This is a genomic window from Chryseobacterium sp. MFBS3-17, assembly GCF_020687745.1.
Taxonomy (GTDB): Bacteria; Bacteroidota; Bacteroidia; order Flavobacteriales; family Weeksellaceae; genus Marnyiella.
In genome coordinates this window covers 168961-191669 of the sequence record NZ_JAJEWK010000005.1, presented here as the reverse complement: position 1 = coordinate 191669, position 22709 = coordinate 168961, and the positions used below count along the sequence as shown (strand labels likewise).

Below are 22709 nucleotides of genomic sequence, written 5' to 3'. Positions count from 1 at the left end.
AATTTAACCTAATAAAAAAGTAAAATGGAAACTTTAGATGTGACACAAATAGAACCGAAGCTGAAACATCCTACGATTTTTAAGCATTTTGATGCGCTGAATCCGGGAGAGCATTTCATTATAGAAAATGATCATGATCCAAAACCGCTCTACTATGAACTGCTGGCCGAACGCGGCAATATTTTCACCTGGGAATATCTGGAGAAAGGACCGGAATGGTTTGTGGTGCAGATTGCCAAAAATCCCGTTGCAACGCAGGATGAACAACCGGAAACGCTGGATGTGACCAAAATTGAACCCAAATTTAAGCATCCTACCATTTTTAAGCATTTTGATGCCCTGAATCCCGGTGGTGCTTTCATCATTAAAAATGATCATGATCCAAAACCGCTCTACTATGAACTGCTGGCCGAACGCGGCAATATTTTCACATGGGAATATCTCGAGCAGGGTCCCGAATGGTACCGGGTGAAGATTGCCAAAAATCCTGCCGAAACTGCAGTACAGGGTGGTCAGATTCCGGAGAAGGATCTTAAGAAAGCAACTTTTCTAAAAGAAAAAGGCGTGAGTTTCGGTTGCAGTGATTCCGGAATATCTTCAAAAGATTCAGATTTTGACGAGTGGGAGGTAGATGAACTCATTGATCATATTGTGAGCACCCACCACCAATACATCAAACAACATGCGCAAAACATTAATAATCTGGCAATTAAGGTGTCAGAGCATCACGGCACAGATAATCCGGAGCTGCACCGGGTATCTACCCAAACCCATCATTTCCTACAGGATTTACTGGATCATATTGCCAACGAAGAGGAAGTCTTGTTTCCTGTAATCAGACAGGGGCTTGCCCGCAAAACCAATCCGGCAGAAAAGCTGACCTATGAGGTGGGAACACTCAATATGCCCATCGGAGTTCTGATGAAAGAGCATCATATTGCCGGTGAAGATCTGAATTTTCTGCGGAGAATTACCGATAATTTTACCCCGCCGAAGAACGCCTGCAATTCGTTCTCCTTCCTGTACAAACAACTGAAAGAATTTGAAGAAGACCTCCGGGTTCACATCCGGCTGGAAAATGAGTATTTGTTCCCCAAAGCACTGCAACTGGATCGGGAACTGGCGAATGCCTGAGAACTTGTGGTTCATTTCGGACTTCATTTTTCCAAAGATAAACGACGGCGCCCTGCCTGTAAACCTGCCGTGGCAGGGTGCAGCGTTTATCGGATTTCTCAGAAAATGATATTGAACGCATAAAAATTAGGATAATGAACACGAAACCCATCAAACGAAACGAAAATCTGGTGCCCATCTCGCGGGAGCACCACGCTACCTTGCTGTTTTGCTGGAAACTGAAACAAGGTGTAAAGCAACATGTGGAAACGCAAAGAATCCAGGATTACATCAACTGGTTTTGGAATAATCATCTTGTGCCGCACTTTAAGGCAGAAGAAGAGGTACTGTTTACCGATCCAGAAGATGTGATGGTGCAGCAAGCACTGGAGGAACACCGCAAAATCCTGGCGAAGATTAACCGCATCAACAGCTGTAACCCGGAAAACAGCAGTCAGTTGTCCTTAGAGCTGGGAGAATTGGTAGAAAAACATACCCGGTATGAAGAGCGAACACTTTTTCCGTATCTTGAAGAAAAATTAAGCGATGACGAACTGAACCGCATCGGTGGTATCCTGCATGAGGAAGAACACACCGCATTCGAGGATTACCACGACGAATTTTGGGTAAAAGAAAAAACCATATGAAAACCATATCAGAAAAAACGAAAATCTCTGAACTGATCCGGCAGGATCCGCGAAGTATAGATGCCATTGCTTCCATTGCAAAACCGTTGGAAAAACTAAAAAATCCCATCCTCCGGAAAATTATGGCTTCACGGGTGACCATAGCAGAAGCTGCCAAAATGGGTGGCGCCCCGGTGCGGGAATTTATGCGGGTTCTTACGCCACTGGGTTTTGTCTTTGAAGAAAATCAGACCCCGGAGCCCCGCAACAATTCTGTCACGAAACCGGATTGGCTGCAGAATGCAGCACATGAAGAGATTGATTGGTATGATGTGCGCCCCATTATAGACGATGGTGCCGATCCGCTGAAGGAAATCCTGGGCCGGTTCAAAACGGTGGAGCCGGGAAAAATCCTTTGCGTCATCAACAGTTTTGTGCCCACGCCGCTCATTCATCTCCTGAAACAGGAAAAGGCAGAAGATGCCTTTGTGGAAACCATTTCAGACAAAGAGTTTCATACCTATTTTCTGAAAAAACAAAAGGATACACCCGTGCAGTCCACACCGGAAGAGAAGGTCAATATGCATAGTGCGGAAACTTTCGCTGCGGTACTGAACCGCTTTTCTGAAGCTCAGTTGAAGCGCATTGATGTCCGTGCCCTGGAAATGCCCGGTCCTATGGAAGCCATTCTGGGTGAGTTGCAGTCATTGTCTGCCGGTCATGCCTTGTATGTAGATCACAAGCGGGTTCCGCTCTATCTGCTGGAAGAACTGGCAGATAAGAACTTCAGCGTTCACATTCACCACATAGAAGAGGGCAATGTGAAAGTAGTGATTTTTCCACTCTGATACCGCAGCATTATGAAACAATATCTGATTCGCTAACTTTGTGAGAACCCGGGGAATCCCTGAATTATAGTTGATATGGCAGACCTGAACATCGGCAAAGCGCCCGGCAACAGCGCAATTCTTCCGTTTTATGCTACCGGTGCCGTAGCATTTTTGATTCTTTGCGTGGTGATGTTCTGCACTCCGGAGACTTTTACCGGGCATTACTTTACCCCTCACATGCTGACCATCGTACATATTGCAGCCCTGGGCTGGGGGACGATGGTGATTTTCGGAGCTGCGCATCAGTTGTTGCCGGTAATCTGCGAGCAGAATCTCTACAGTGAGAAAATGGCATCGGTAAGCTGGTACACCCTTACTGCTGGGATTATCCTGCTTACGTGGAAATTCTGGACGCTGGAAGCGGGCTGGCTGATGATTTCCGGCGGGTCTCTCGTAGTACTTTCGGTGGTGCTTTTCCTGATTAATGTGGTGAAAACCAGTGCCTCATGCGGTTCCTATAATGCACAAAAACTGTTTATTACGGCTTCTGCGGTGTGGTTGCTGTTTACCGTAACGTTCGGTTTGCTGCTGGCCATTAACCTGAAGACTCCGATATTTGCAACTTCGCACCTGGAATTGCTGAGGCTGCATGCACACATGGGTCTGGCGGGTTGGTTTCTGCAACTCATTTCCGGTGTGAGTACCAAACTGGTTCCCATGTTCCTGCTGGGAAAATCGGAAAAGGAACATGTACTCCGGAAGGCTTTCATTTTTCAGAATCTCGGACTGCTGGCTTTTCTGGCAGATGGCTTTTTTACCGGTCTTACCTGGCGCAGCGTGTTGTATGCATTTCTGGTACTCACCGGTGTGGTCTTCTGGCTGGTGTATCTTTACGATTGTTTCAGAAACCGGCTCCGGAAAAGGGTAGAACTGCTGATGAAACATACCTTTCTTTCATTCGTGAGCCTCATACTTGCGGTGTTGCTCATTCCCTTGATCCATCAGTCTGAAGGCCACCGGTGGACAATGGTGTATGGAATGCTGATTTTCCTGGGCTGGATTACCGGAATTATATTGGGCAAAACCTTTAAAACATTACCCTTCATCATCTGGAACGGACATTATAAACACCTTTCAGGCAAAGTAAAAGTGCCGCTTCCCAAAGATTTGTACAGTGAAGCGCTAACCAGATGGCAGTTCCGGTGTTATATCGCTGCTTTTGTTATTCTGGCGGCGGGACTTATTGCGCAGCATCTCGTACTCATCCGCACAGGACTCGGATTTTGGGTAATGGTCGCATTGCTGTATGTGTGGAATGTGTTCAGATTACTTTTACATAAAACAAAAAAAATATCATGATTTTCGACGAAAACAGTAAGACTTACGACTGGCAGAGACGGGCAGAATTCGCTCTCTACGAGGTAATAGACCCGGAACTGATGGTCAATATTGTAGACCTGGGGCTGGTATATGAAATTAATTTCCCTTCAGAAAACAAAGTGTATGTACTCATGACCCTTACTTCACGCTTTTGCCCGATGGGCGATGCCATCAAAACCGGCGTGCAGAACGCGTTGGAGAAAGAATTTCCGGGGATTGAAGTAGAAATAGAACTCACTTACAGCCCGGCCTGGAATTATGATTTCGTATCGCCCGAAGGGATGATGCAGTTGCAGAACCGCTGAGCCGGCGCTTGTAAAGCATTCACAATAATGCGTACTTTTGCAGCATGACAGATTTGCCGGGAAAAGCCATCCACGACCATTTTTTCAGTACACAGCGCAAAAGACTTTATGTGCAGGATACCTTCGGACCCCGAGTCCTGATGCCGGTTTCCTATTATTTCCGCAATTTCCGACAGATGCCGGAACTGGAGCAGCAGGCACTGGAACTTTGCGAAGGTAGAACACTCGATATTGGTGCTGCAGCCGGTTCTCACGCAATGGAACTACAGCGCATGGAAACCGACGTCACGGCGCTGGAGATTTCGCCGCTCGCCTGCGAAGTGATGGAGGCACGAGGTGTACAGCAGGTAATCTGTGGGGATATTTTTCAATATGCGGAAGGTCAGTATGACACTTTACTGTTGTTGATGAACGGCATCGGTCTTTGTTCCACACTGGACGGCTTCCGTACCTTCCTGAAACACGCTGCATCTTTACTGAATCCCGGTGGACAACTTATTTTCGACTCGTGCGATACCGTGTACATGTACGAAGAAACCGAAATGCCGGCAGACCACTACTATGGCGAGATGACGGTACGCTATGAGTACGGCGAACTGGCTACAGGCTGGTTTACCTGGCTGTATATGGATCCGGATACCATGCAGGAAATAGCCACCGCAGAAGGTTGGACTTCCGAAATCGTTTTCAGGGATGACCAGCATCAGTACCTGGCAGTACTTACTTTGGATTGATTTTACTTTTTGATTTTCAGTGTTTTAGAAAATTTTAACTTTCTTTAACTATAAAAATAGTTGTAACGTCCGGAAATAATTCTACATTTGTATCACTAAATAACTCGTGATATGAAAAATCAACTCACCAAAGCCGAAGAACAAGCCATGCAATACCTCTGGAAGGTAGGCAAGGGTTTTCTGAAAGACATTCTGGATCAGTACCCGGAGCCGAAACCGCATACCAATACGGTTTCCACCATTCTGAAGGTACTGAAGGAGAAAGCTTTTGTAGATTATACCGTTTTCGGAAGACAGCATGAATATTTTCCGCTCATTTCCAAAGAACAGTACAGTGGGAAATCCATAAAAAGTCTGGTCAAAAATTATTTTCAGGGATCTTATACCAATGCGGTTTCCTTTCTGGTAGAGAAGAATGAGATGAGCGTAGAAGATCTGGAAATGCTGCTCAATGAACTCAAAAATAAAGACTGATGGAAACGCTGTTGCTTTATTTTGGCAAGATGATGCTGTGCTCGGCAGTACTCTTTGCCTATTATCATCTGGTGCTGAAGGATAAGACTTTTCACCATTACAACCGGTTTTATCTTCTGGTGGCAGTAGCGGTAAGCCTGCTGCTTCCCTTGCTGAAAGTATCTTATTTTACTGTTGAAGTAAATCATGATATGTATCTGTTGCTCAATAAATTACAATATTCTCATAACGCAAATCCCGAAAGCCATGATAACCTTTATTTTAGACTTATTATTCTCACTGCTGGAGTGGTTGCTCTCGTACTTTGTGGTAAACTGATTGCCGGACTGCTCAGAATACAACATTTCAGCCGCAAGTTCCCGAAAGAACAAGTAAAAGGAATTTCCTTCTACCATACCAGCCTGCGTGAAGCGCCATTCTCATTTTTCAGTAAACTGTTCTGGCGGGACACTATCCTGCTCGATTCTGACTTGGGACAGCAGATCCTGAAACATGAAATGGTGCACATAGAACAAAAACACAGCATAGATAAAGTGCTGATGGAAACCCTTACGGCGATCCTTTGGTTTAATCCGGTCTTCTGGCTGATGAAAAAAGAACTGTATCTCATTCATGAATATCTGGCTGATAAAAAGGCCGTGAAACATATGGACACCAAAGCATTTGCGCAGATGCTGCTGGCGAGTCACTTTTCCGGAAGCGTGATTCCCGCAACCAGTCCGTTTTTGAATTCCAACCTTAAAAAACGATTAAAAATGCTACAAAAACCCCATACCAGATTTGGGTATGTGCCTCGCATCATGGCACTGCCACTCCTCTTTACCGTAGCCTTTGCCTATATGGTGAATGCTGAAAACCGGGAAATCCTGGCCACCAATGATGCCATTACAGAAGCCGTGTCGGTGCTGAAAACAGACACCCTGAAACCGAAGTCCAAAGCAGACCAAACGCTGCAGAAAAATCAGGAAAAACTGAAAAAAGCATCAGAAAAAGTTCAGAAAGATCTGGAACGCATCACGGTACTCAGTGAATCTGCAAAAACCAAAACAGATGAACTGAAGAAAATAGAACAGGAAAAAGGCTCCGAAAGTGCCGCGTACTCTGAAAAAGTGAAAGAAATTGAAGCGCTGAGTAACCGCATTGACCAACTGTACCATGCCGATGATTTCAGAAAAAACCGCGAAGAACTGCGAAGAAACGCCAAAGATTTACGCTTGATGTTCCGGGGTCCGGATATGGCAGGAATCAGAATGGATTCCCTGGATTTTGGAAAGATGCCGCATGGCTTTGATGCCGAGGAATTTAAAGAGCGTATACTGAAAAACACGCAAAACCTGCAGGAACTGTCGGAGCGACTAAATGCTGAAGACTGGCAGAAGTTCCGGAAAGAATTTCAGAATTTCCCGAAAATTCAAATTTCAGGAGTTGATCTGAGTGCCACACAGGCAGAACGTGCCGCCCGCAATGCTGAGCGTGCCGCAAAAACTGCAGAAGCCGCAAAACGGGATATGCAAAAAGCCTCCGGCACAGCCCGTAAAGTTGCCAGAGAACGCATGAAAATTGCAGAACAAAGAGCCAAAATTGCCACAGAACAGGCAGAGCTGATGAAGAAACAGGCAGAACTGCGCAGAAAGGAACTAGAACTGTTGCGTAAAAATGCTCCCGCCGTTCCGTCAGTACGCGTGGTCACACCTGCCAAAGGAAAGTCATTCAGTTACAGCACAAACTCTGTGTTTCTTCCGGAAAGCTTAGAAACTATAGGTTCTGTGTTATCCGGTGTAGAAAATGCTGAAAAAGAGGGCAGAACTCACCTGATGTCTGATGGACTGATTGTTTTTCTGGATGGCAAACAGGTTCCTTACAATGATTTAAAAGATCTTTCGGCAACGAAAATCAAATCCATTAAAATCCTCAAAAATAATTCGGAAAACATCATGCGGATTGAAACCCGCGATTAAACCTTAAATATTGTTCATGAAAACTCTGGCAATATCTGTTGTTGTCAGAGTTTTTTTATTACCTTCACTTAACTAAATCTCTGTGATATGAAAAAAGTTTCGCTCTTGCTTGTTTTACTGGCTGTTTCATTTTCTTTTGCGCAAAATCAGCGCTTTATTTACAACTACCATTTCACGCTGGATGTCTCCAAAAAAGACACCCTGGATTCTGAACTCATGTATCTGGACGTGAACAAAGAGGGTTCGAACTTTTACAGCCGGACTAAGTTTGTCTTTGATTCCATCCTCACGCAGCAGGTTCAGAAAAATACTCAGTCTATGAATATGAATGTCTCCATCAACATGAAGGGAATGACGCGCGGAAAAATAGGCTGGTCGGTAAGCAAGACCTACCCGGACTACAAAATCGTATTTAAAGATAATATGGGGGCAGACCGCTATCACGTATCAGACTCCCGCAAAATGGAGTGGAACATCCTCCCGGAAAAAGAACAGGTAGGCGAGTTCAATGCGCAGAAAGCCACCACTACCTTTGCCGGAAGAAACTGGACGGCATGGTTTGCTCCGGAAATCCCGATTCAGGACGGACCGTATAAATTTCACGGACTTCCGGGTCTGATTGTAAAAATGGAAGACGAAAGCCATACGCATAACTTTGTCCTCACCGCGGTACAGAACAACGTAGTGCCCGCAGAGCAGGCAGAATCTCCGCTCAATTCTTTCCGTCAGAGTATTTCACTCAATCAGAATCAGTACAAAAAGGCCTTTCTGGAAAATCGCAATGACCCCGCCAAAAGCATGCGGACCATGATGGGTTCTGCTACGTCAGTCAGAATGACCGATCAGAACGGCAAAGAACTGGATATGAATCAGATGATCCGGCAGCGCGAAGCCCGGCAAAAAGCCATCAATGAGAAAGAAAAGAATTTGTTGGAAGCCGATTTATTGCAGTAAGAAGCGCTCATCCCCAATAGAAAAGGCTTCCCGCATTTAGGAAGCCTTTATTTTTAACCGAAAATAACCGGATTACATCATTTTCTTACTGTCTTCTATAAACTGAGCCAGGCCATTGTCGGTAAGCGGGTGTTTCAGGAGACTCAGAATCGGGCCCAGTGGCGAGGTAATCACATCGGCACCAATCTTTGCACAGTTAATGATGTGCATGCTGTGGCGTATAGATGCGGCCAGAATCTGGGTTTCGTAACCGTAATTGTCATAAATGGTGCGTATCTCGTCAATCAGGTTCAGTCCATCGGTAGAAATATCATCCAGTCTGCCCAGGAACGGCGACACGTAGGTGGCACCGGCTTTGGCGGCCAGCAGCGCTTGTCCGGCAGAGAAAATCAGGGTACAGTTGGTTTTAATTCCCTTGTCAGAAAAATACTTCAGGGCGCGCACTCCGTCTTTAATCATCGGGATTTTCACCACAATATTCGGGTGTATGGCGGCCAGTTCTTCGCCTTCTTTAATCATTTCTTCGTAGGTGGTAGAGAGGACTTCGGCAGAGATATCGCCATCAGCAATTTCACAGATGGTTCTGTAGTGCTGCAGGATGGCGTTGGTGCCGGAAATGCCTTCTTTGGCCATCAGCGTAGGGTTGGTGGTCACGCCGTCCAGAATTCCCAGGCTTTGGGCTTCTTTTATCTGTTCCAGATTTGCGGTGTCAATAAAAAACTTCATCAGAATACTTTATTTATAGATTTTTGCAAAGGTAAATCAATTTTTCAGGAGCACCAAGCGGGTCATTCTTTTCATGTGGCTCACCGGCTGCCCGCTATTACTCCTCCAGATTACCCACGGTTAAAACCGTGGGCTACCATTAAAACCATAAAGGTTAAAACCGTGGGCAATCTGTGCGGGGTAGCCGCTCGCATCCGGGCTATGATGGCGGGGGGCAGGTCACTCACTTGCTTGTGGTTATTAAAAAAAATAGAAAAATGCAATCCGGCAGTCTTCAGTGAGCGGGTCATTTCTATTTAATCTTTATATTTGTGAGCATACTGTGCAATAATGGATGGTTGAACCCACTACAACGATAATAAAAGCCTTATGAATATCTTACTCGCATCTACCTCTACCTTATACGGAGGTCAGTATTTAGACTACCTGAAAGACGAAATCAAAACGCTCTTTCAGGATACAGATGAAATTCTGTTTATTCCCTACGCCCGGCCCGGTGGCATTTCGCACGACGAATACACGGCAAAGGCAGCCGAATTTTTTGCCCAACTGAATATGTCGGTGCGCGGCATCCATGAATTTGAAAACCCTGCAGAGGCCATCAGTGCGGCGCGCGGGTATTTTACCGGTGGCGGCAACACGTTCCTGCTCGTAAAAACCCTGCACGAACTACAACTCATGGAACTGCTGAAAAGCGAAGTGGAGCAGGGCAAACCTTATCTGGGTAGCAGCGCAGGCAGTAATATAGGCGGTCTGAATATGAAAACCACCAATGACATGCCTATTGTGTATCCGCCAAGTTTCAATTGTATGGGGTTGGTGCCTTTCAATATCAATCCGCATTACCTGGACCCGAATCCGGATCTTCAGCACAATGGCGAAACCCGGGAAACCCGGCTCCTGGAATTCCTCACTCAGAATGACGTCAAAGTGGTGGGATTGCGTGAGGGCAACTGGATCCGCAGAACCGGTGATGCCATTACGGTGCAGGGTACAGAGCTGACCCGCATTTTTGAAAGCGGGAAAGATCCATATGAAGTGCCGCCTGGAACTGAACTTTGTTAAACCAAAACAAAAAAATTTAGATATATATGAATAGTTTACTTGTAAGAAGTCAATTTGGGACATGACAAAAGACAACTTTAACAGCATTAAAAAATAGAAAAATGATTAGAACAAAATTCTGGACTCGAAAAGTTAATAAATTTTTACTTGTTGTTGCGACTATATTTATAACATTTGAGATAAATGCACAAGATACGATTTACCTGAAATCTGAAGACCCTGCTATTATTGCAAATGTTTTAGAAGTAAATCCTACTAATTTAAAGTATAAGAATTTTTCCAATATGGAAGTCCAATCTATACAATTGAAAACACCAGAATAAAACGAGTTATATATAAAAATGGTGATGTAGAAAGCTATTCGTCTGAAAATTTGAGAATAGAGAGCACTAAACGACAAACGTCACAAGACCTGATGCCTAGTTCACGAATATTTCTCACATATTCTTTTACAGAGGGCGAAGATAATGTTGATGGTAGTGATGCAAAAGAAATGCTAAAAAGTTATTTAGCAGGAATGACAACTTGCAGTGTTGTATCATCTATTGACGAAGCTGATTTTGTAATAGAATTACGAGTTATCAAAAAAGGAATGGCCTACCGAAGAACTAAGATAGTTGTTACGCACATATTGACAGATACAAAAGTATTTGAAACGAGCTGGGTAAGGGGTGCTTCAACCGCGTTTTACGGTTATTCAGGTACAAGAGCTGCTATAGGAAAGATAGTCATGAATTACTTATTAAAAAAGTATCCTAAAATTGAAGTCTAATGGTAATGAATCCTTTATTTCAACCAAATGCATATTACTCTACAATAGCAACATTATTTCTTACTGTTCACTCATTAAATTGCCCTAAAAATTTCAATTTTTAGGGCAATACTTTATAAACGAATTTTATTTTTTATTCCAAATTTATAGAAGGTTTACCGGGTTTTCTGCCGGCCTCCAAAATAGGGAGATTGGTCTCCGTAGGAACGTAAATCACCGTCTTGTCATTCAGGTTATTCTGTTGCCGTACCCACAGATACTGGATGTATTTCTCAGACAAAGCGCCGTTTTCAATTTTAATGGCGGCTGCGGCACCCTTGGCACGTTCTACCTCTGCCTGGGCATTCAGCTTTTCTGCTTCCAGATTGGCCTTGGCTTCCTCAATCTTGATGCGGCGGTTTTGCTCTGCTTTGGCAAATTCTGCTTTTCCTTCCATTTCCTGAGACCACACCCGGTACTGCGGGTAAATCCACATGATGGCTACAATGCCGAGAATTCCTAAACCTGCCAGAATTCCTAATCCTTTTACACTTCCCTGATTCATAACTTTTATTTTTTGATATTTTTGTAAATACTGCGTATGAGCCCGTCGGCTACCGAAATTTTGGGTACGAAAATCTTCTGGGTTTCAGACCATTGCATTACATTGATGAAAATCTGCAATGCCGGCACCAGCACATCTGCACGGTCCTCCCGGAAACCGTATTTTGAAATGCGTTCCTGCACAGACAGCAGACTCATTTCCTTATAACATTTTTTGATGGCCGTCGCCGTCAGGGGTTTCCCTTCCTTGGTTTTGCTCATAGAGAAAACCTTGTTGATATTACCGCCGGAACCGATGGCCATGACCGGTTTTTTGCTGTTGATGTTCTTCCGGATCTCTTCTTTCATTTCTTTCCACTGGTCGTCGGTCACCAGATTATTGAGCAGCCTAATGGAGCCTATATTGAACGAATGTTTGTATTTCAGCTTGCCGTTTTCATAAAAAGTGAGTTCGGTAGAGCCGCCGCCCACGTCTATGTACAGGTAGGCGTAATTTTTGTCCATTCCCTCGGCAATATGGTTTTCATAAATAAGGGTGGCTTCTTCATCGCCCGAAATGATTTCAATGTTTATACCGGAGTTTTTCTTTACGGCAGTAATAATTTCCCGGCCGTTTGTGGCGTCGCGCATCGCACTGGTGGCGCAGGCCCGGTAATGTTCTACCTTGTAAATGCGCATCAGGTCGCTGAAAATCTGCATGGAATCCAGCATCATCTGTTCCCGTTCTTCGCCTATTTTTCCGCGGGTAAATACGTCCATTCCCAGCCGCAGCGGAATCCGCAGCAGATTGAGTTTGGTGAATTCGGGTTTGCCGCGGCTGTCTTTCTTAACTTCATTAATCAGTAACCGGGCAGCATTACTCCCGATGTCTATGGCTGCTAACCTCATGTACAGTTTAATTTAGCCAAAAATACTACATTTTATTTTCATGTGCTTCGGCCTTCTTTTTCAGGTAATTATAGATTTCTACCTGAGAGCGGATTTTGGTTTTGCCGCCCGCAGCATAGCGGTTGCTCATTTTTTTATCCAGAATCCGGGCTTTTACATTGTCTGCCAGCTGAATTTCCAGCAGGTCTATGACTTCACGCTTCAGGTTTTTCTGGGTGATTTTCACAGCAGCTTCTATGCGGTAATCCAGGTTCCGGGTCATCCAGTCGGCTGAAGAGATGTATACATCTTCGGTCCCTTTGTTATAAAAATACATTACCCGCGCGTGCTCCAGATACTCATCTACAATGCTGATGGCATAGAGTTTCCGGGCAAATTCTTTCTGGTTCACGGCACAGTAAATACCCCGCACAATCAGTTTCACCATTACGCCGGCGTGGGCAGCTTCATACAGTTTCAGAATCAGGTCACGGTCGCTCAGCGAGTTGGTTTTAATGATCATTTCAGCTTTGCGGCCGGCTTTTGCTTGCTCAATTTCACGGTCTATGTGCTGCACGATTTTTTCACGCATAAACTGCGGGCTTACCAGCAGTTTTTTGCAGGTTTTCAGTACGGGCATAAAGTCTTCTTTGGGCTTCCGGAGCACAGAAAATACTTTGTTAATGTCGGCCATAATCACCCGGTCTGCCGTCATCAGTAAGCTGTCACTGTAGATCCGGGCTGTTTTTTCATTAAAATTTCCGGTACTGATGAAGCCGAACTGCAACGTTTTATTGTTGATTCTCTTTTTGATGACACACAGCTTGGCGTGTACCTTTTTGTGAGGAATGCCCATGAGCACCTGTATGCCTTCGGGCTCCAGGATTTCTTTCCACATCAGGTTGGATTCTTCATCAAATCTGGCTCGCAGCTCCAGCATCACCGTGACTTCTTTGCCGTTCCTTGCGGCATTAATCAGGGCATTGATGATTTTGGAATGGCTGGCCAGCCGGTATGCAGTAATCTGAATGCTTTTTACATGCGGATCCATGGCCGCTTCCCGCAACAGGTCTATGACCGGTGTGTACGTATGATAGGGGAAGGTGAGGAGCACGTCCTGTTTCTGAATCACATCCATTACGCGGGCATTCAGAAATGCCGGATGGTCAAAAGACGTACGCTCTACCGGTTTCTGATAGGTTTTGAAGACATCCGGGAAATCCATGAAATGTCTGAAATTATGAATTTTACCTCCCGGAATGATGCTGTCCTTCATGGTGAGATTCAGTTTCCGGATCAGAAATTCAAGCAGTGCCTTGTCCATTTGCCGGTCAAAGCTGAAACGCGTAGGCTTACCTTTCCGCCGGGATTTGATGCCCTTTTCTATTTTTTCGGCAAGGGTGGTTTTAATGTCATTGTCCAGGTCAAATTCTGCGTCTTTGGTCACTTTGAAGCAGTTGGCCGCAAAGTCATCATACCCGAAATAGGAGAAAATATGGGGAAGGTTAAAGATGATAACATCTTCCAACAAAATTACATTTTTTTCTTCCCTGGGTCCCGGAAGCAGTATAAAACGCCCCAGCACGCGTGATGGAATCTCAATGATGGCAAATTTGCTTTCGTAATGCCACTCCCGCTTTCTCATGGCAATGCCCAGGTAAAGAGATTTGTCCCGAAGATAGGGCATAGGCGTATTTTCATGCAGCAAGATAGGAATCACATTGCTTTCTACCACTTCATCAAAATGCTGCCGCACAAATTCCTGCTGTTCTTCGGTCAGGTTTCCGGCAGTGCGTATGAAAACCTTTTCTGCCTCCATTTCCTCCTGAATTTTCTTCCAGGTTTTATCAAACCCTGCCTGTTGTTTGATGACCGTTTCGTTAATCTGCTGCAGGATTTTGCTGGGTGGCTGGTAAAAGGATTCGGTGATGTACTTATCCTTAAACTCCATAGCACGTTTCAGTCCGGCCACGCGCACCCGGAAAAATTCATCCAGGTTATTGGAGAAAATACCCAGAAATCTGATGCGCAGGTGCAGCGGCACATCTTCATCCATGGCTTCCTGCAGAACCCGTTCATTAAAGGCCAGCCACGTCACGTCTCTGGGATTAAATTTATTCGCCATAAAAGATCATTTGCTATAAACCTTCAAAAATAATCAATTATCTTACTTTTCTAATATTAATTTTATCATAACACACGGTTTTTTATTCTGTTTTCCTCTGCTGCATTCCGGATTTTCACCGGAAAAATGCCGGCAGTTTTTTGTTTATAAATTAATTGATATTTTTACCATCTTCAAAATACGTCTATGAAACTGAAATATGCTTTGGCTGCACTGGCAGCTCCCTTTCTTATGAATGCACAGAATGTGATGACTCCCGAAACGTTGTGGACCCTGAACAGAATGAGCGTTTCTGCAGTGAGTCCGGATCACAATGCGCTGATTTACAGCGTGGCAAAAACAGATCTGGAAACCGAGAAAAGCAACCGTACCCATTATTTTCTCAATATTGCAACTGCACAGGCTTCATCTGTGGATCTGGGTAAAAAATCACTGATCCAGTGGGATAAAAATGGACTCTACGCCAGTGAAGGTGATTTGATTCTCCTGTCTAAAGATGCCGGGAAAACCTGGTCAGAGTTTTATCTCTTACCAGACGCTGCCAATATTGTGATTTCACCGGACGGAAAGAAAATAGCGTTCAGCCGCGAGGTACTGGTAGAAAAACTTTTAGGCAAAGACAAATACCAAGACCTGCCGAAAACGACCGCTCATATTTATACCGATCTGAATCACAGACACTGGGATTATTTTAACGAAGGAAAGTACAACCATGTTTTCGTAGTCCATGCAGATCAGCCCGCAGCGCAGGCCAAAGACCTCCTGGAAGGGAAACCGTGGGATTCCCCGCAGAGACCCTTTGGTGGTGCTGAAGATTTTGTGTGGAGCCCGGACTCGTCACAACTTCTGTATGTGACCAAGCCTCTCAGCGGAATAGAATACGCCAAATCTACCAATACCGACATCTTCTCCTACGATTTGGCTTCCGGCACCGTAAAAAACCTCACGGTCGCCAATAAAGGATACGATGTACATCCGAAATTCTCGCCGGACGGAAAAATGCTGATGTGGCAATCCATGGAGCGCGAAGGGTATGAGGCCGATAAGAATGACATCAAAGTAATGGACTGGAAAACAGGACAGATCACCAATCTTACCAAAAACTGGGACGAAAGCGTGGTAGGCGACATCTTCTGGACCGGCGATTCCAGACAAATTTATTTCACTACTGCTTTCCGGGGAACCAATCAGCTGTTCTCACTGAATCCGAAGAATGCCAAAATTGAACAAATAACCAGAGGGAATTTTGATGTGAACAGCATCATTGCGCAGCAGAAAAACAATCTGGTGGTTACCCGCACCGACATCAATCATAATGCAGATTTATTTTCTGTAAACCTGAAAAACGGCGACATGAAACCGGTAACCGAGGTGAATAAAGAAAATTATGCTCAAATTACCCCGGGAACGTCTGAACTGAAAATGATTAAAACCACAGACGGCAAAGAAATGGGGGTGTGGATTCACTATCCGCCAAACTTTGACCCGAATAAGAAATACCCCACCTTACTCTATTGCCAGGGTGGCCCACAGTCGGGTCTTACCCAGTTCTTCAGCATCCGCTGGAATTTCTCATTGATGGCAGCCAATGGTTACGTGGTGGTGGCACCCAACAGAAGAGGAATGCCGGGATGGGGAACCGCGTGGAATGAGCAAATCTCCGGAGACTGGGGCGGGCAGGTGATGCAGGATTACCTGAGCGCTGCAGATTATGCCAAAACTTTGCCCTATGTAGATGCAGCGCGCATGGGTGCCGTGGGTGCCAGTTATGGCGGCTACAGTGTGTTCATGCTGGCCGGTATGCACGAAAACCGTTTTAAAACCTTCATTGCGCATGACGGTTTGTTTGATATGAAGTCCTGGGCACTGACCACGGAAGAACTCTGGTTTGCCAACTGGGACATCGGTTCGCCTTTTGAGAAGCCGCTGCCCAAAGCCTACACCGAATTTAATCCGGTCAATTTTGTGGACAAATGGAACAAACCGATTATGGTGATTCAGGGCGGGATCGATTTCCGGGTACCATATGAACAGGGTCAGGAAGCGTTTCAGGCGGCAAGATTAAAAGGTCTGAAGTCTAAGTTCCTGTATTTCCCGAACGAGAACCACTGGGTGCTGAATCCGCAGAATGGTCTGGCCTGGCAGCGCGAGTTCTTTGGGTGGCTGAAAGAGACCTTGTAACCCTGATTCTTGCAAATGATGAAAAAATTTTTGTTGATTTTCTGTACAACATTGCTCTTTTGGAGCGGACTTGCTGGTGCGCAGACGTATAGTTTTGATTATGAAATCACCGCAATAGGAAACCATCTTGGAGATTCACGGAACCTTCATTTTCGGTTCGTGCGGGATACCACCAAAATCTATGTGAATTCTGAGGTGCCAGAAACAAGGCTGATGTTTTACCGTAATAATAAATTTGGGCCGGACAAAGCAATGATTTATGATTTCCGGCGGAATCTGATGCATGATTTTGCGGTAATATCGGATAGAAACGCTCCGCAATTACAGCTAAAGTATCATCGTAGTTACAAATATCCATCCTTAGCATCAGATACAAGGGCAGACTCGGCTACCGTGCACAAACTGCAGGAGAATATCTACGAAGTAAAAGGTTATAAAGACGACAGAATTTACGTATTGAAAGCTTCAATATCCGAAACGACAGATGATTTACTGGCGCATATTTTTTGGTTTGATGGGTGCGGAATGGTTAATCAGATGATGCTGGAAAAATTGCGAAGTGAGCTACCGCAGGGTGGTAAGTATTTTTCTAAAGAATTTACTGAGCAATATGTTCCGGGTTCCACATTTCACATTGCCCAGCAGGCAAAAAAGAAAAATTTTAAAGTAAAACTTCCGGACACCAAACGCCTCCGTAAACTCATGTCAAAGAAATAAATCCCAACTTTTTTTAATTCTGATGAAGAAATTTGCTTTCTTATATATCGTCCTTTTTGCGCAGTACTGTTTTGCGCAGCGCGAATATCATTTTAATTACCTGTCGGTTTATGAGATCACACAAACCACTCCGCCACAGCCGGCGAAGGAGGTGAGGGTGTATGATCATTCAGAAGATACCGGTTATCAGATGATTCTTTATCCGGATGCTGCAAGAATACATGATGATGCGCGCAATGAAATTCATTATTTCAAAACAGAAGTGGTGGCAGACACATTGCGTTACCAGTACGAATACAGCCTGAAGGTACTCTTCAGCAATGATGTGGAAATTACCAATGTGCAGCTGAAAAAACGCTCAGACCGGGATTATGAACTGACGTATGTAAAAAAATCACCTAAGAATCAGACCCGGGAAAAAATGGAATTCTGCCTGATGGAATCCGAAGAGGATCTTTTGAACATCACCTATAACGAAAACGGAAAAAAAGAAAGCAATCTGCTCCTGAACCGTCTTCGCAAATCGCTGGACAGAAGCCTCAACTATCGCGTAGAAGAAGCGCTGCACACGGCCGGAAGATACAAAACACAGTACCGCCGCACCACATTACAACAGGTAGAATTAACCGTGACACTGCCGGCCGCCATTCATTATAAAAACTCTTTTCTGAAGAACTAAACTGCAAAAATGATGAAAAATATATGGTTATTCCTGTGGTTGTGCCCGTCTCTGGTATTTGCTCAGCAGTTTTCTTTTGATTATTTTATAGATGCCGAAAATGTTTTTAAAAGAAGGGGTTATGGTACTTTTGTCAAAAATCACTACAGTTTTCTGAATTCAGAAACGGGTGAAACTTTGTCCGTGTCAAAAATAAGTGGCGGGTATCTTGCCGGTATATACGATGAACGGAGAAAGATGATTCATTATTTCCGCATTTACCGGTCGGGTGACATTTTCCGGAATGTCTATGAAGTATCCCGCAAATTTGAAAAAGAAATAAAAGCCGTAGAGCCTTACTCTAATATTTCATCGGTAAACGGCAGAATGGCTTTGCTTACTGAAACCGGTCCGCTGGGTTACGAAATGAAAATTTTTGAAAGCCGGACGTCGCGCAAACCTATTATTGTTATTAAATTTGAGCTTGTGCCTGAGGCGGTAAATTGGGCACCAGAGTTGAATTTTGATTATCCTGATAATCTGGAAGAAAGAGTATTGCAAAACGAAATAAAGAAAAAAGGATGTTGTTTTATTGTGAAGAACAGCACTGCGCAGTGGATGAAATTTAAGGCATCACGGAGTGGTACCGTCAATGAATTTCTTAAAACAAGCCTCGTACTTAAAATTCCGAAAAAACTATACCTGTTCGAATCATGAAGCTAAACCGCAAAAATGATAAAAAATATATTGTTATTCCTCTGTATATTGCAGTGTATGGCATACGCTCAGCAACTTTCTTTTGATTATTTTATAGATACTGAAAATGTTTTTAAAAGAAGAGGCCTCGGTACTGATCTCCGTAATTATTATCATTTTTTGAATGCTGAAACGGGTGAGACCATGTCGGTGGCAAAGATAAGTGGCGGGTATCTGGCTACAATCTACGATAATCAGAGAAAGAAACTTCATTATTTCCGCATTTACCGGTCGGGTGACATTTTCCGGAATGTGTATGACGCCTCTGTTGAATATGACAAAGAAGTAAATCCAAAGGCATTTCTGAACAATGTCTCACAATCTAATATTTCTGCGGTAGACGGCAGAATGTCTTTACTGACTGAAACCGGACCACTGCAATATGAAATAAAAGTTTTCCGCAAGCCGGAATCGCGCAAACCATCGAGCATTATCAAAATTGAACTCCAGCCTTCGGCGGTTACCTGGATTCATATGCCGGGTCTGGATGTCCGGGATCCTATGGAACAGGAAATACTGCAGCATGAACTGCAAAAAAAAGGATGTTGCTTTATGGTGAAGCATAGCGCTGTGCAGTGGACGAAAAGTAAATCTTCCAGTAATCAATCCGTCAAAGAATTTTTAAAAACAAGTCTTACACTTACATTTCCGGACAACCTGAAGATGATGAAACTTTAAACAAGTGTTTAAATAATCCCCGCGCGATTTTTAATTTTCTTTCCATATCTGGTTTTTATTAAATCAGGCAAGCCCTTGACTTTCGCTTTTTATAGTCGTATCTTTGCAGACTTAATTTTTAATAAAATCCGTAAGTTTTATGAAGACATCCGATTTCAATTTCGAACTGCCCGAAAATCTGTTGGCAGAACACCCAAGCGAACACAGAGACGAAGCTAAACTAATGGTTCTCAATAGAAAAGACAGAACCATTGAACATAAATTATTCAAAGATGTAGTAGATTATTTTGATGAAAAAGATCTGTTCATCTTCAACAATACCAAAGTTTTCCCAGCCAGATTATACGGAAACAAGGAAAAAACCGGAGCCAAGATCGAGGTTTTCCTGCTCAGAGAACTGGACAAGGAAACCCGCGTGTGGGATGTACTGGTAGATCCGGCCAGAAAAATCAGAATCGGAAACAAGCTGTTTTTTACCGAAGATGAAGCACTGGTAGCAGAGGTGATAGACAATACCACTTCCCGCGGGAGAACCCTGAGATTCCTCTACGACGGTTCTTATGAAGAGTTCCGTGCCAAGCTGAAGGAACTGGGAGAAACACCACTGCCCAAATACATTAAACGTGAAGTAGAGCCGCAAGATGCAGAACGCTACCAGACCATCTACGCAAAACATGAAGGTGCTGTGGCTGCGCCTACCGCCGGACTGCATTTCTCCAGACACCTGATGAAAAGACTGGAAATTAAAGGAATTGATTTCGCCGAAATTACCCTGCACGTAGGTCTGGGAACCTTTAACCCGATTGAGGTGGAAGACCTTTCCAAGCACAAAATGGAATCTGAAGAAGCAATTATCGACCAGAAAAATGCAGACATCATTAATAAAGCGGTAGAAGAAGGCCGCAGAATCTGTGCAGTAGGAACTACTACCATGCGCGCCCTGGAAACGTCGGTTTCATCTAATAAGAAAATCGGACCTTATCACGGCTGGACCAATAAGTTCATTTTTCCGCCGCATGATTTTGGAGTGGCCAATGCGATGATTACCAATTTCCATACGCCAAAATCTACACTGCTGATGATGATTGCCGCATTTGCAGACAAAGATTTTATTATGGAAGCCTATCAGGAAGCCATTAAGAATGACTATAAATTCTATTCGTATGGTGATGCCATGCTGATTCTGTAGAGTCATTCTCACTGAACCTTAAAACCCGGGCGCAGAAAGTGAACACCCTGCTCATTTCCTGCGTCGGTAAAGGGTTTTTATATATTGAAAATTGATGAAAGATATCCGCACTTTATCTCTGGAGCAGCTTACCGATTACTTTTTGTCCATCGGTGAGAAGCCTTTTCGTGCCAAACAGGTGTACGACTGGTTATGGAGCAAAAATCTCCATTCCATAGATGAAATGACGAATATCTCTAAAAACCTCCGGGAAAAAATTGCACAGGAATACACCATTAATCCGGTTTCTGTAGATTTATTACAGAAATCAGCCGACGGAACCATTAAAAACGGTGTGAAACTGCATGATGGCCTGCTGGTAGAATCTGTACTGATTCCCACCGAAACGCGGACTACCGCCTGTGTATCCTCCCAGGTAGGCTGCTCGCTGAACTGTGAATTCTGTGCCACCGCCCGGCTGAAAAGAATGCGCAATCTGGAAGTTGCCGAGATTGTAGATCAGGTAGCCCTCATAGACCGCCAGAGTAAACTCTATTTTGACCGTCCGCTGTCCAATATCGTGTTTATGGGTATGGGGGAGCCGATGATGAATTACAAAAATGTGGTTGAGGCTATCCGTAAAATTACCCAACCAGAAGGTTTGGGCATGTCGCCCCGAAGAATTACCGTTTCCACTTCCGGAATCCCGAAGATGATTAAAATGCTGGCCGATGAAGAGGTGAAGGTGAAACTGGCCTTATCCCTGCATTCTGCAATAGAGGAAAAACGGAATGACATCATGCCTTTTTCAGAGAAGTTTCCGCTGACCGATATCATGGAAGCGCTGCAGTACTGGTACAGCAAAACCGGCAGTCCGGTGACGTTCGAATATTGCGTTTGGGGTGGCATTAATGATACTGAGGAAGACATTAAAGCGTTGATTAAGTATTGCCGTAAAGTTCCTTCCAAGGTCAATATTATTCAATATAATCCGATAGGTGAAGGTAAATTTGATCACCGCAGTACAAAAGCCGAGGAACGATATGTAAGTGAACTGACCAAAGCCGGAATCACGGTCATGGTCCGCAAAAGCAGGGGAGGTGATATTGATGCAGCCTGCGGACAGCTGGCCAATAAATCTGCGGAATAATTTCTACATTGCTGAACCGTCATGAAAAATATTCTGCTGTTCATCGTTCTCTTTCATTATGCGTGGGCAGGTGCGCAACAAACTGATTTTCTCAGGATTAAAAAGTACAAGGTGGCCACACTTCCCGACGAGTTGCGGGAAACATCCGCATTAGTCTTTATCAATGATGCACTTTTTTCGCTGAATGACAGCGGGAATGCTGCAGATCTCTTTCAGATCGATACTGAATCCGGCAAGATCCTGCATCAATACGGAACCGGTTTGCCGCATACAGACTGGGAGGCACTCACTGCAGATGGCACATCCCTGTATATTGGTGATTTTGGAAATAATACCGGTAACCGAAAGGATTTAACTGTTTATAAAGTTCACAAAGACAGTCTGAGGAAGGGGAATTCAGATGTTGGGGTGGTGGCTGTTCCATTTTTTTATCCGGAACAGCAGGATTTTTCCTCCCGCAATCTCCGGCATAATTTTGATGCGGAAGCCATGATTTTCCTCAATGGAAAAATTCACATTTTTACAAAGGAATGGCTTTCTGCGGGAACCACACATTATATGGTGAATCCTGAGGCAACTGATGCAGAGCCAGCCAGGAAGGTGGAAAGCACAGCCACCGGCTTTATGGTAACCGATGCAGCATATTTTAATCAGAGACTCTATCTACTGGGTTACACTAAAAAAGCGGAAGTATTTCTCAGTGTTTATCATGAAACTAATCCGGGTGTTTTCTTTGATCAGAAACCGCAAAAGTATTATCTGGGAACCGCTTTTGGTGTAGGCCAGACTGAGGGAATTGCAGTCAATTCAAACGGTATTTACATTTCTGCCGAAGCCTTCAGTACACCACTGGGTACTTCCGGGCAAAGTCTGTATTTCATTCCCCATCATCAAATAAAAACCGGGAAATGATCCCGGTTTACTGCCGA

Annotated in this window: 24 protein-coding genes; 20 read left to right on the top strand and 4 right to left on the bottom strand. The window is 44.3% G+C overall.

Annotation, left to right across the window (positions count from 1 at the left end; all coding sequences use genetic code 11):
• The first annotated feature begins 24 nt into the window (after positions 1-24).
• From LKO26_RS03500 to LKO26_RS03460, 9 genes are all read left to right on the top strand, one after another.
• Entirely contained in the window at positions 25-1134 is a 1110-nt protein-coding gene (locus LKO26_RS03500) for a DUF2249 domain-containing protein (RefSeq protein ID WP_227586452.1), read from the top strand.
• Between the two features lie 134 nt (positions 1135-1268).
• Positions 1269-1760: a hemerythrin domain-containing protein gene (locus LKO26_RS03495; protein ID WP_227586451.1), complete on the top strand. Its 492-nt coding sequence runs from the start codon at positions 1269-1271 to the stop codon at positions 1758-1760.
• On the top strand, positions 1757-2587 hold the full coding sequence (locus LKO26_RS03490; RefSeq protein ID WP_227586450.1) for a DUF2249 domain-containing protein: 831 nt from the start codon (positions 1757-1759) through the stop codon (positions 2585-2587). Before LKO26_RS03495 ends, LKO26_RS03490 begins: the two co-directional genes overlap by 4 nt.
• Positions 2588-2662: 75 nt before the next feature.
• Entirely contained in the window at positions 2663-3928 is a 1266-nt protein-coding gene (locus LKO26_RS03485; protein ID WP_227586449.1) for a hypothetical protein, read from the top strand.
• A complete protein-coding gene (locus LKO26_RS03480) occupies positions 3925-4254 on the top strand; it encodes a metal-sulfur cluster assembly factor (protein ID WP_227586448.1) in 330 nt (109 codons plus the stop codon). Before LKO26_RS03485 ends, LKO26_RS03480 begins: the two co-directional genes overlap by 4 nt.
• 44 nt (positions 4255-4298) lie before the next feature.
• The gene (locus LKO26_RS03475; RefSeq protein ID WP_227586447.1) at positions 4299-4988 is read left to right on the top strand and encodes a class I SAM-dependent methyltransferase; all 690 of its coding nucleotides are present in this window, start codon (positions 4299-4301) and stop codon (positions 4986-4988) included.
• A gap of 111 nt (positions 4989-5099) precedes the next feature.
• Positions 5100-5462, top strand: a complete 363-nt coding sequence (locus LKO26_RS03470; protein ID WP_227586446.1) for a BlaI/MecI/CopY family transcriptional regulator — start codon at positions 5100-5102, stop codon at positions 5460-5462.
• Positions 5462-7420, top strand: coding sequence for a M56 family metallopeptidase (locus tag LKO26_RS03465; protein ID WP_227586445.1), 1959 nt, complete (start codon positions 5462-5464; stop codon positions 7418-7420). Before LKO26_RS03470 ends, LKO26_RS03465 begins: the two co-directional genes overlap by 1 nt.
• Positions 7421-7507: 87 nt before the next feature.
• Complete coding sequence (locus LKO26_RS03460) at positions 7508-8374, top strand: GLPGLI family protein (RefSeq protein ID WP_227586444.1); 867 nt, start codon at positions 7508-7510, stop codon at positions 8372-8374.
• Positions 8375-8446: 72 nt separating this feature from the next.
• Here LKO26_RS03460 and fsa read toward each other — a convergent pair whose 3' ends face one another.
• Entirely contained in the window at positions 8447-9100 is a 654-nt protein-coding gene (fsa, locus tag LKO26_RS03455; RefSeq protein ID WP_227586443.1) for a fructose-6-phosphate aldolase, read from the bottom strand.
• A gap of 369 nt (positions 9101-9469) precedes the next feature.
• Here fsa and pepE point away from each other — a divergent pair, with 369 nt between their 5' ends.
• The 3 genes from pepE to LKO26_RS03440 all read left to right on the top strand — a co-directional run bounded on the left by pepE (position 9470) and on the right by LKO26_RS03440 (position 10937).
• Positions 9470-10165, top strand: a complete 696-nt coding sequence (pepE, locus tag LKO26_RS03450) for a dipeptidase PepE (protein WP_227586442.1) — start codon at positions 9470-9472, stop codon at positions 10163-10165.
• A 101-nt stretch (positions 10166-10266) separates the two neighbouring features.
• The gene (locus LKO26_RS03445) at positions 10267-10488 is read left to right on the top strand and encodes a hypothetical protein (protein ID WP_227586441.1); all 222 of its coding nucleotides are present in this window, start codon (positions 10267-10269) and stop codon (positions 10486-10488) included.
• 92 nt (positions 10489-10580) lie between these two features.
• Complete coding sequence (locus LKO26_RS03440) at positions 10581-10937, top strand: hypothetical protein (RefSeq protein ID WP_227586440.1); 357 nt, start codon at positions 10581-10583, stop codon at positions 10935-10937.
• A 133-nt stretch (positions 10938-11070) separates the two neighbouring features.
• Here LKO26_RS03440 and LKO26_RS03435 read toward each other — a convergent pair whose 3' ends face one another.
• From LKO26_RS03435 to ppk1, 3 genes are read right to left on the bottom strand one after another with little or no spacing between them, the layout of a single operon-like run.
• On the bottom strand, positions 11071-11481 hold the full coding sequence (locus LKO26_RS03435) for a hypothetical protein (RefSeq protein ID WP_227586439.1): 411 nt from the start codon (positions 11479-11481) through the stop codon (positions 11071-11073).
• Positions 11482-11486: 5 nt separating this feature from the next.
• Positions 11487-12368 carry an exopolyphosphatase gene (locus LKO26_RS03430; protein WP_227586438.1) on the bottom strand — a complete coding sequence of 294 codons (882 nt, stop codon included), beginning with the start codon at positions 12366-12368 and terminating at the stop codon, positions 11487-11489.
• A 25-nt stretch (positions 12369-12393) separates the two neighbouring features.
• The gene (gene ppk1, locus LKO26_RS03425; RefSeq protein WP_227586437.1) at positions 12394-14472 is read right to left on the bottom strand and encodes a polyphosphate kinase 1; all 2079 of its coding nucleotides are present in this window, start codon (positions 14470-14472) and stop codon (positions 12394-12396) included.
• Between the two features lie 186 nt (positions 14473-14658).
• On the opposite strand from ppk1, the gene LKO26_RS03420 reads away from it, so the two are divergent.
• From LKO26_RS03420 to LKO26_RS03385, 8 genes are all read left to right on the top strand, one after another.
• The gene (locus LKO26_RS03420) at positions 14659-16653 is read left to right on the top strand and encodes a S9 family peptidase (RefSeq protein ID WP_227586436.1); all 1995 of its coding nucleotides are present in this window, start codon (positions 14659-14661) and stop codon (positions 16651-16653) included.
• Between the two features lie 33 nt (positions 16654-16686).
• Complete coding sequence (locus LKO26_RS03415; protein ID WP_227586435.1) at positions 16687-17370, top strand: hypothetical protein; 684 nt, start codon at positions 16687-16689, stop codon at positions 17368-17370.
• A gap of 22 nt (positions 17371-17392) precedes the next feature.
• Complete coding sequence (locus tag LKO26_RS03410) at positions 17393-18049, top strand: hypothetical protein (RefSeq protein WP_227586434.1); 657 nt, start codon at positions 17393-17395, stop codon at positions 18047-18049.
• Positions 18050-18058: 9 nt separating this feature from the next.
• Positions 18059-18745: a hypothetical protein gene (locus LKO26_RS03405; RefSeq protein WP_227586433.1), complete on the top strand. Its 687-nt coding sequence runs from the start codon at positions 18059-18061 to the stop codon at positions 18743-18745.
• A 57-nt stretch (positions 18746-18802) separates the two neighbouring features.
• Positions 18803-19462, top strand: coding sequence for a hypothetical protein (locus LKO26_RS03400; protein ID WP_227586432.1), 660 nt, complete (start codon positions 18803-18805; stop codon positions 19460-19462).
• 139 nt (positions 19463-19601) lie between these two features.
• A complete protein-coding gene (queA, locus tag LKO26_RS03395) occupies positions 19602-20651 on the top strand; it encodes a tRNA preQ1(34) S-adenosylmethionine ribosyltransferase-isomerase QueA (protein WP_227586431.1) in 1050 nt (349 codons plus the stop codon).
• Positions 20652-20745: 94 nt separating this feature from the next.
• Complete coding sequence (gene rlmN, locus LKO26_RS03390; protein ID WP_227586430.1) at positions 20746-21780, top strand: 23S rRNA (adenine(2503)-C(2))-methyltransferase RlmN; 1035 nt, start codon at positions 20746-20748, stop codon at positions 21778-21780.
• A gap of 21 nt (positions 21781-21801) precedes the next feature.
• On the top strand, positions 21802-22692 hold the full coding sequence (locus LKO26_RS03385; RefSeq protein WP_227586429.1) for a hypothetical protein: 891 nt from the start codon (positions 21802-21804) through the stop codon (positions 22690-22692).
• Positions 22693-22709 lie beyond the last annotated feature (17 nt).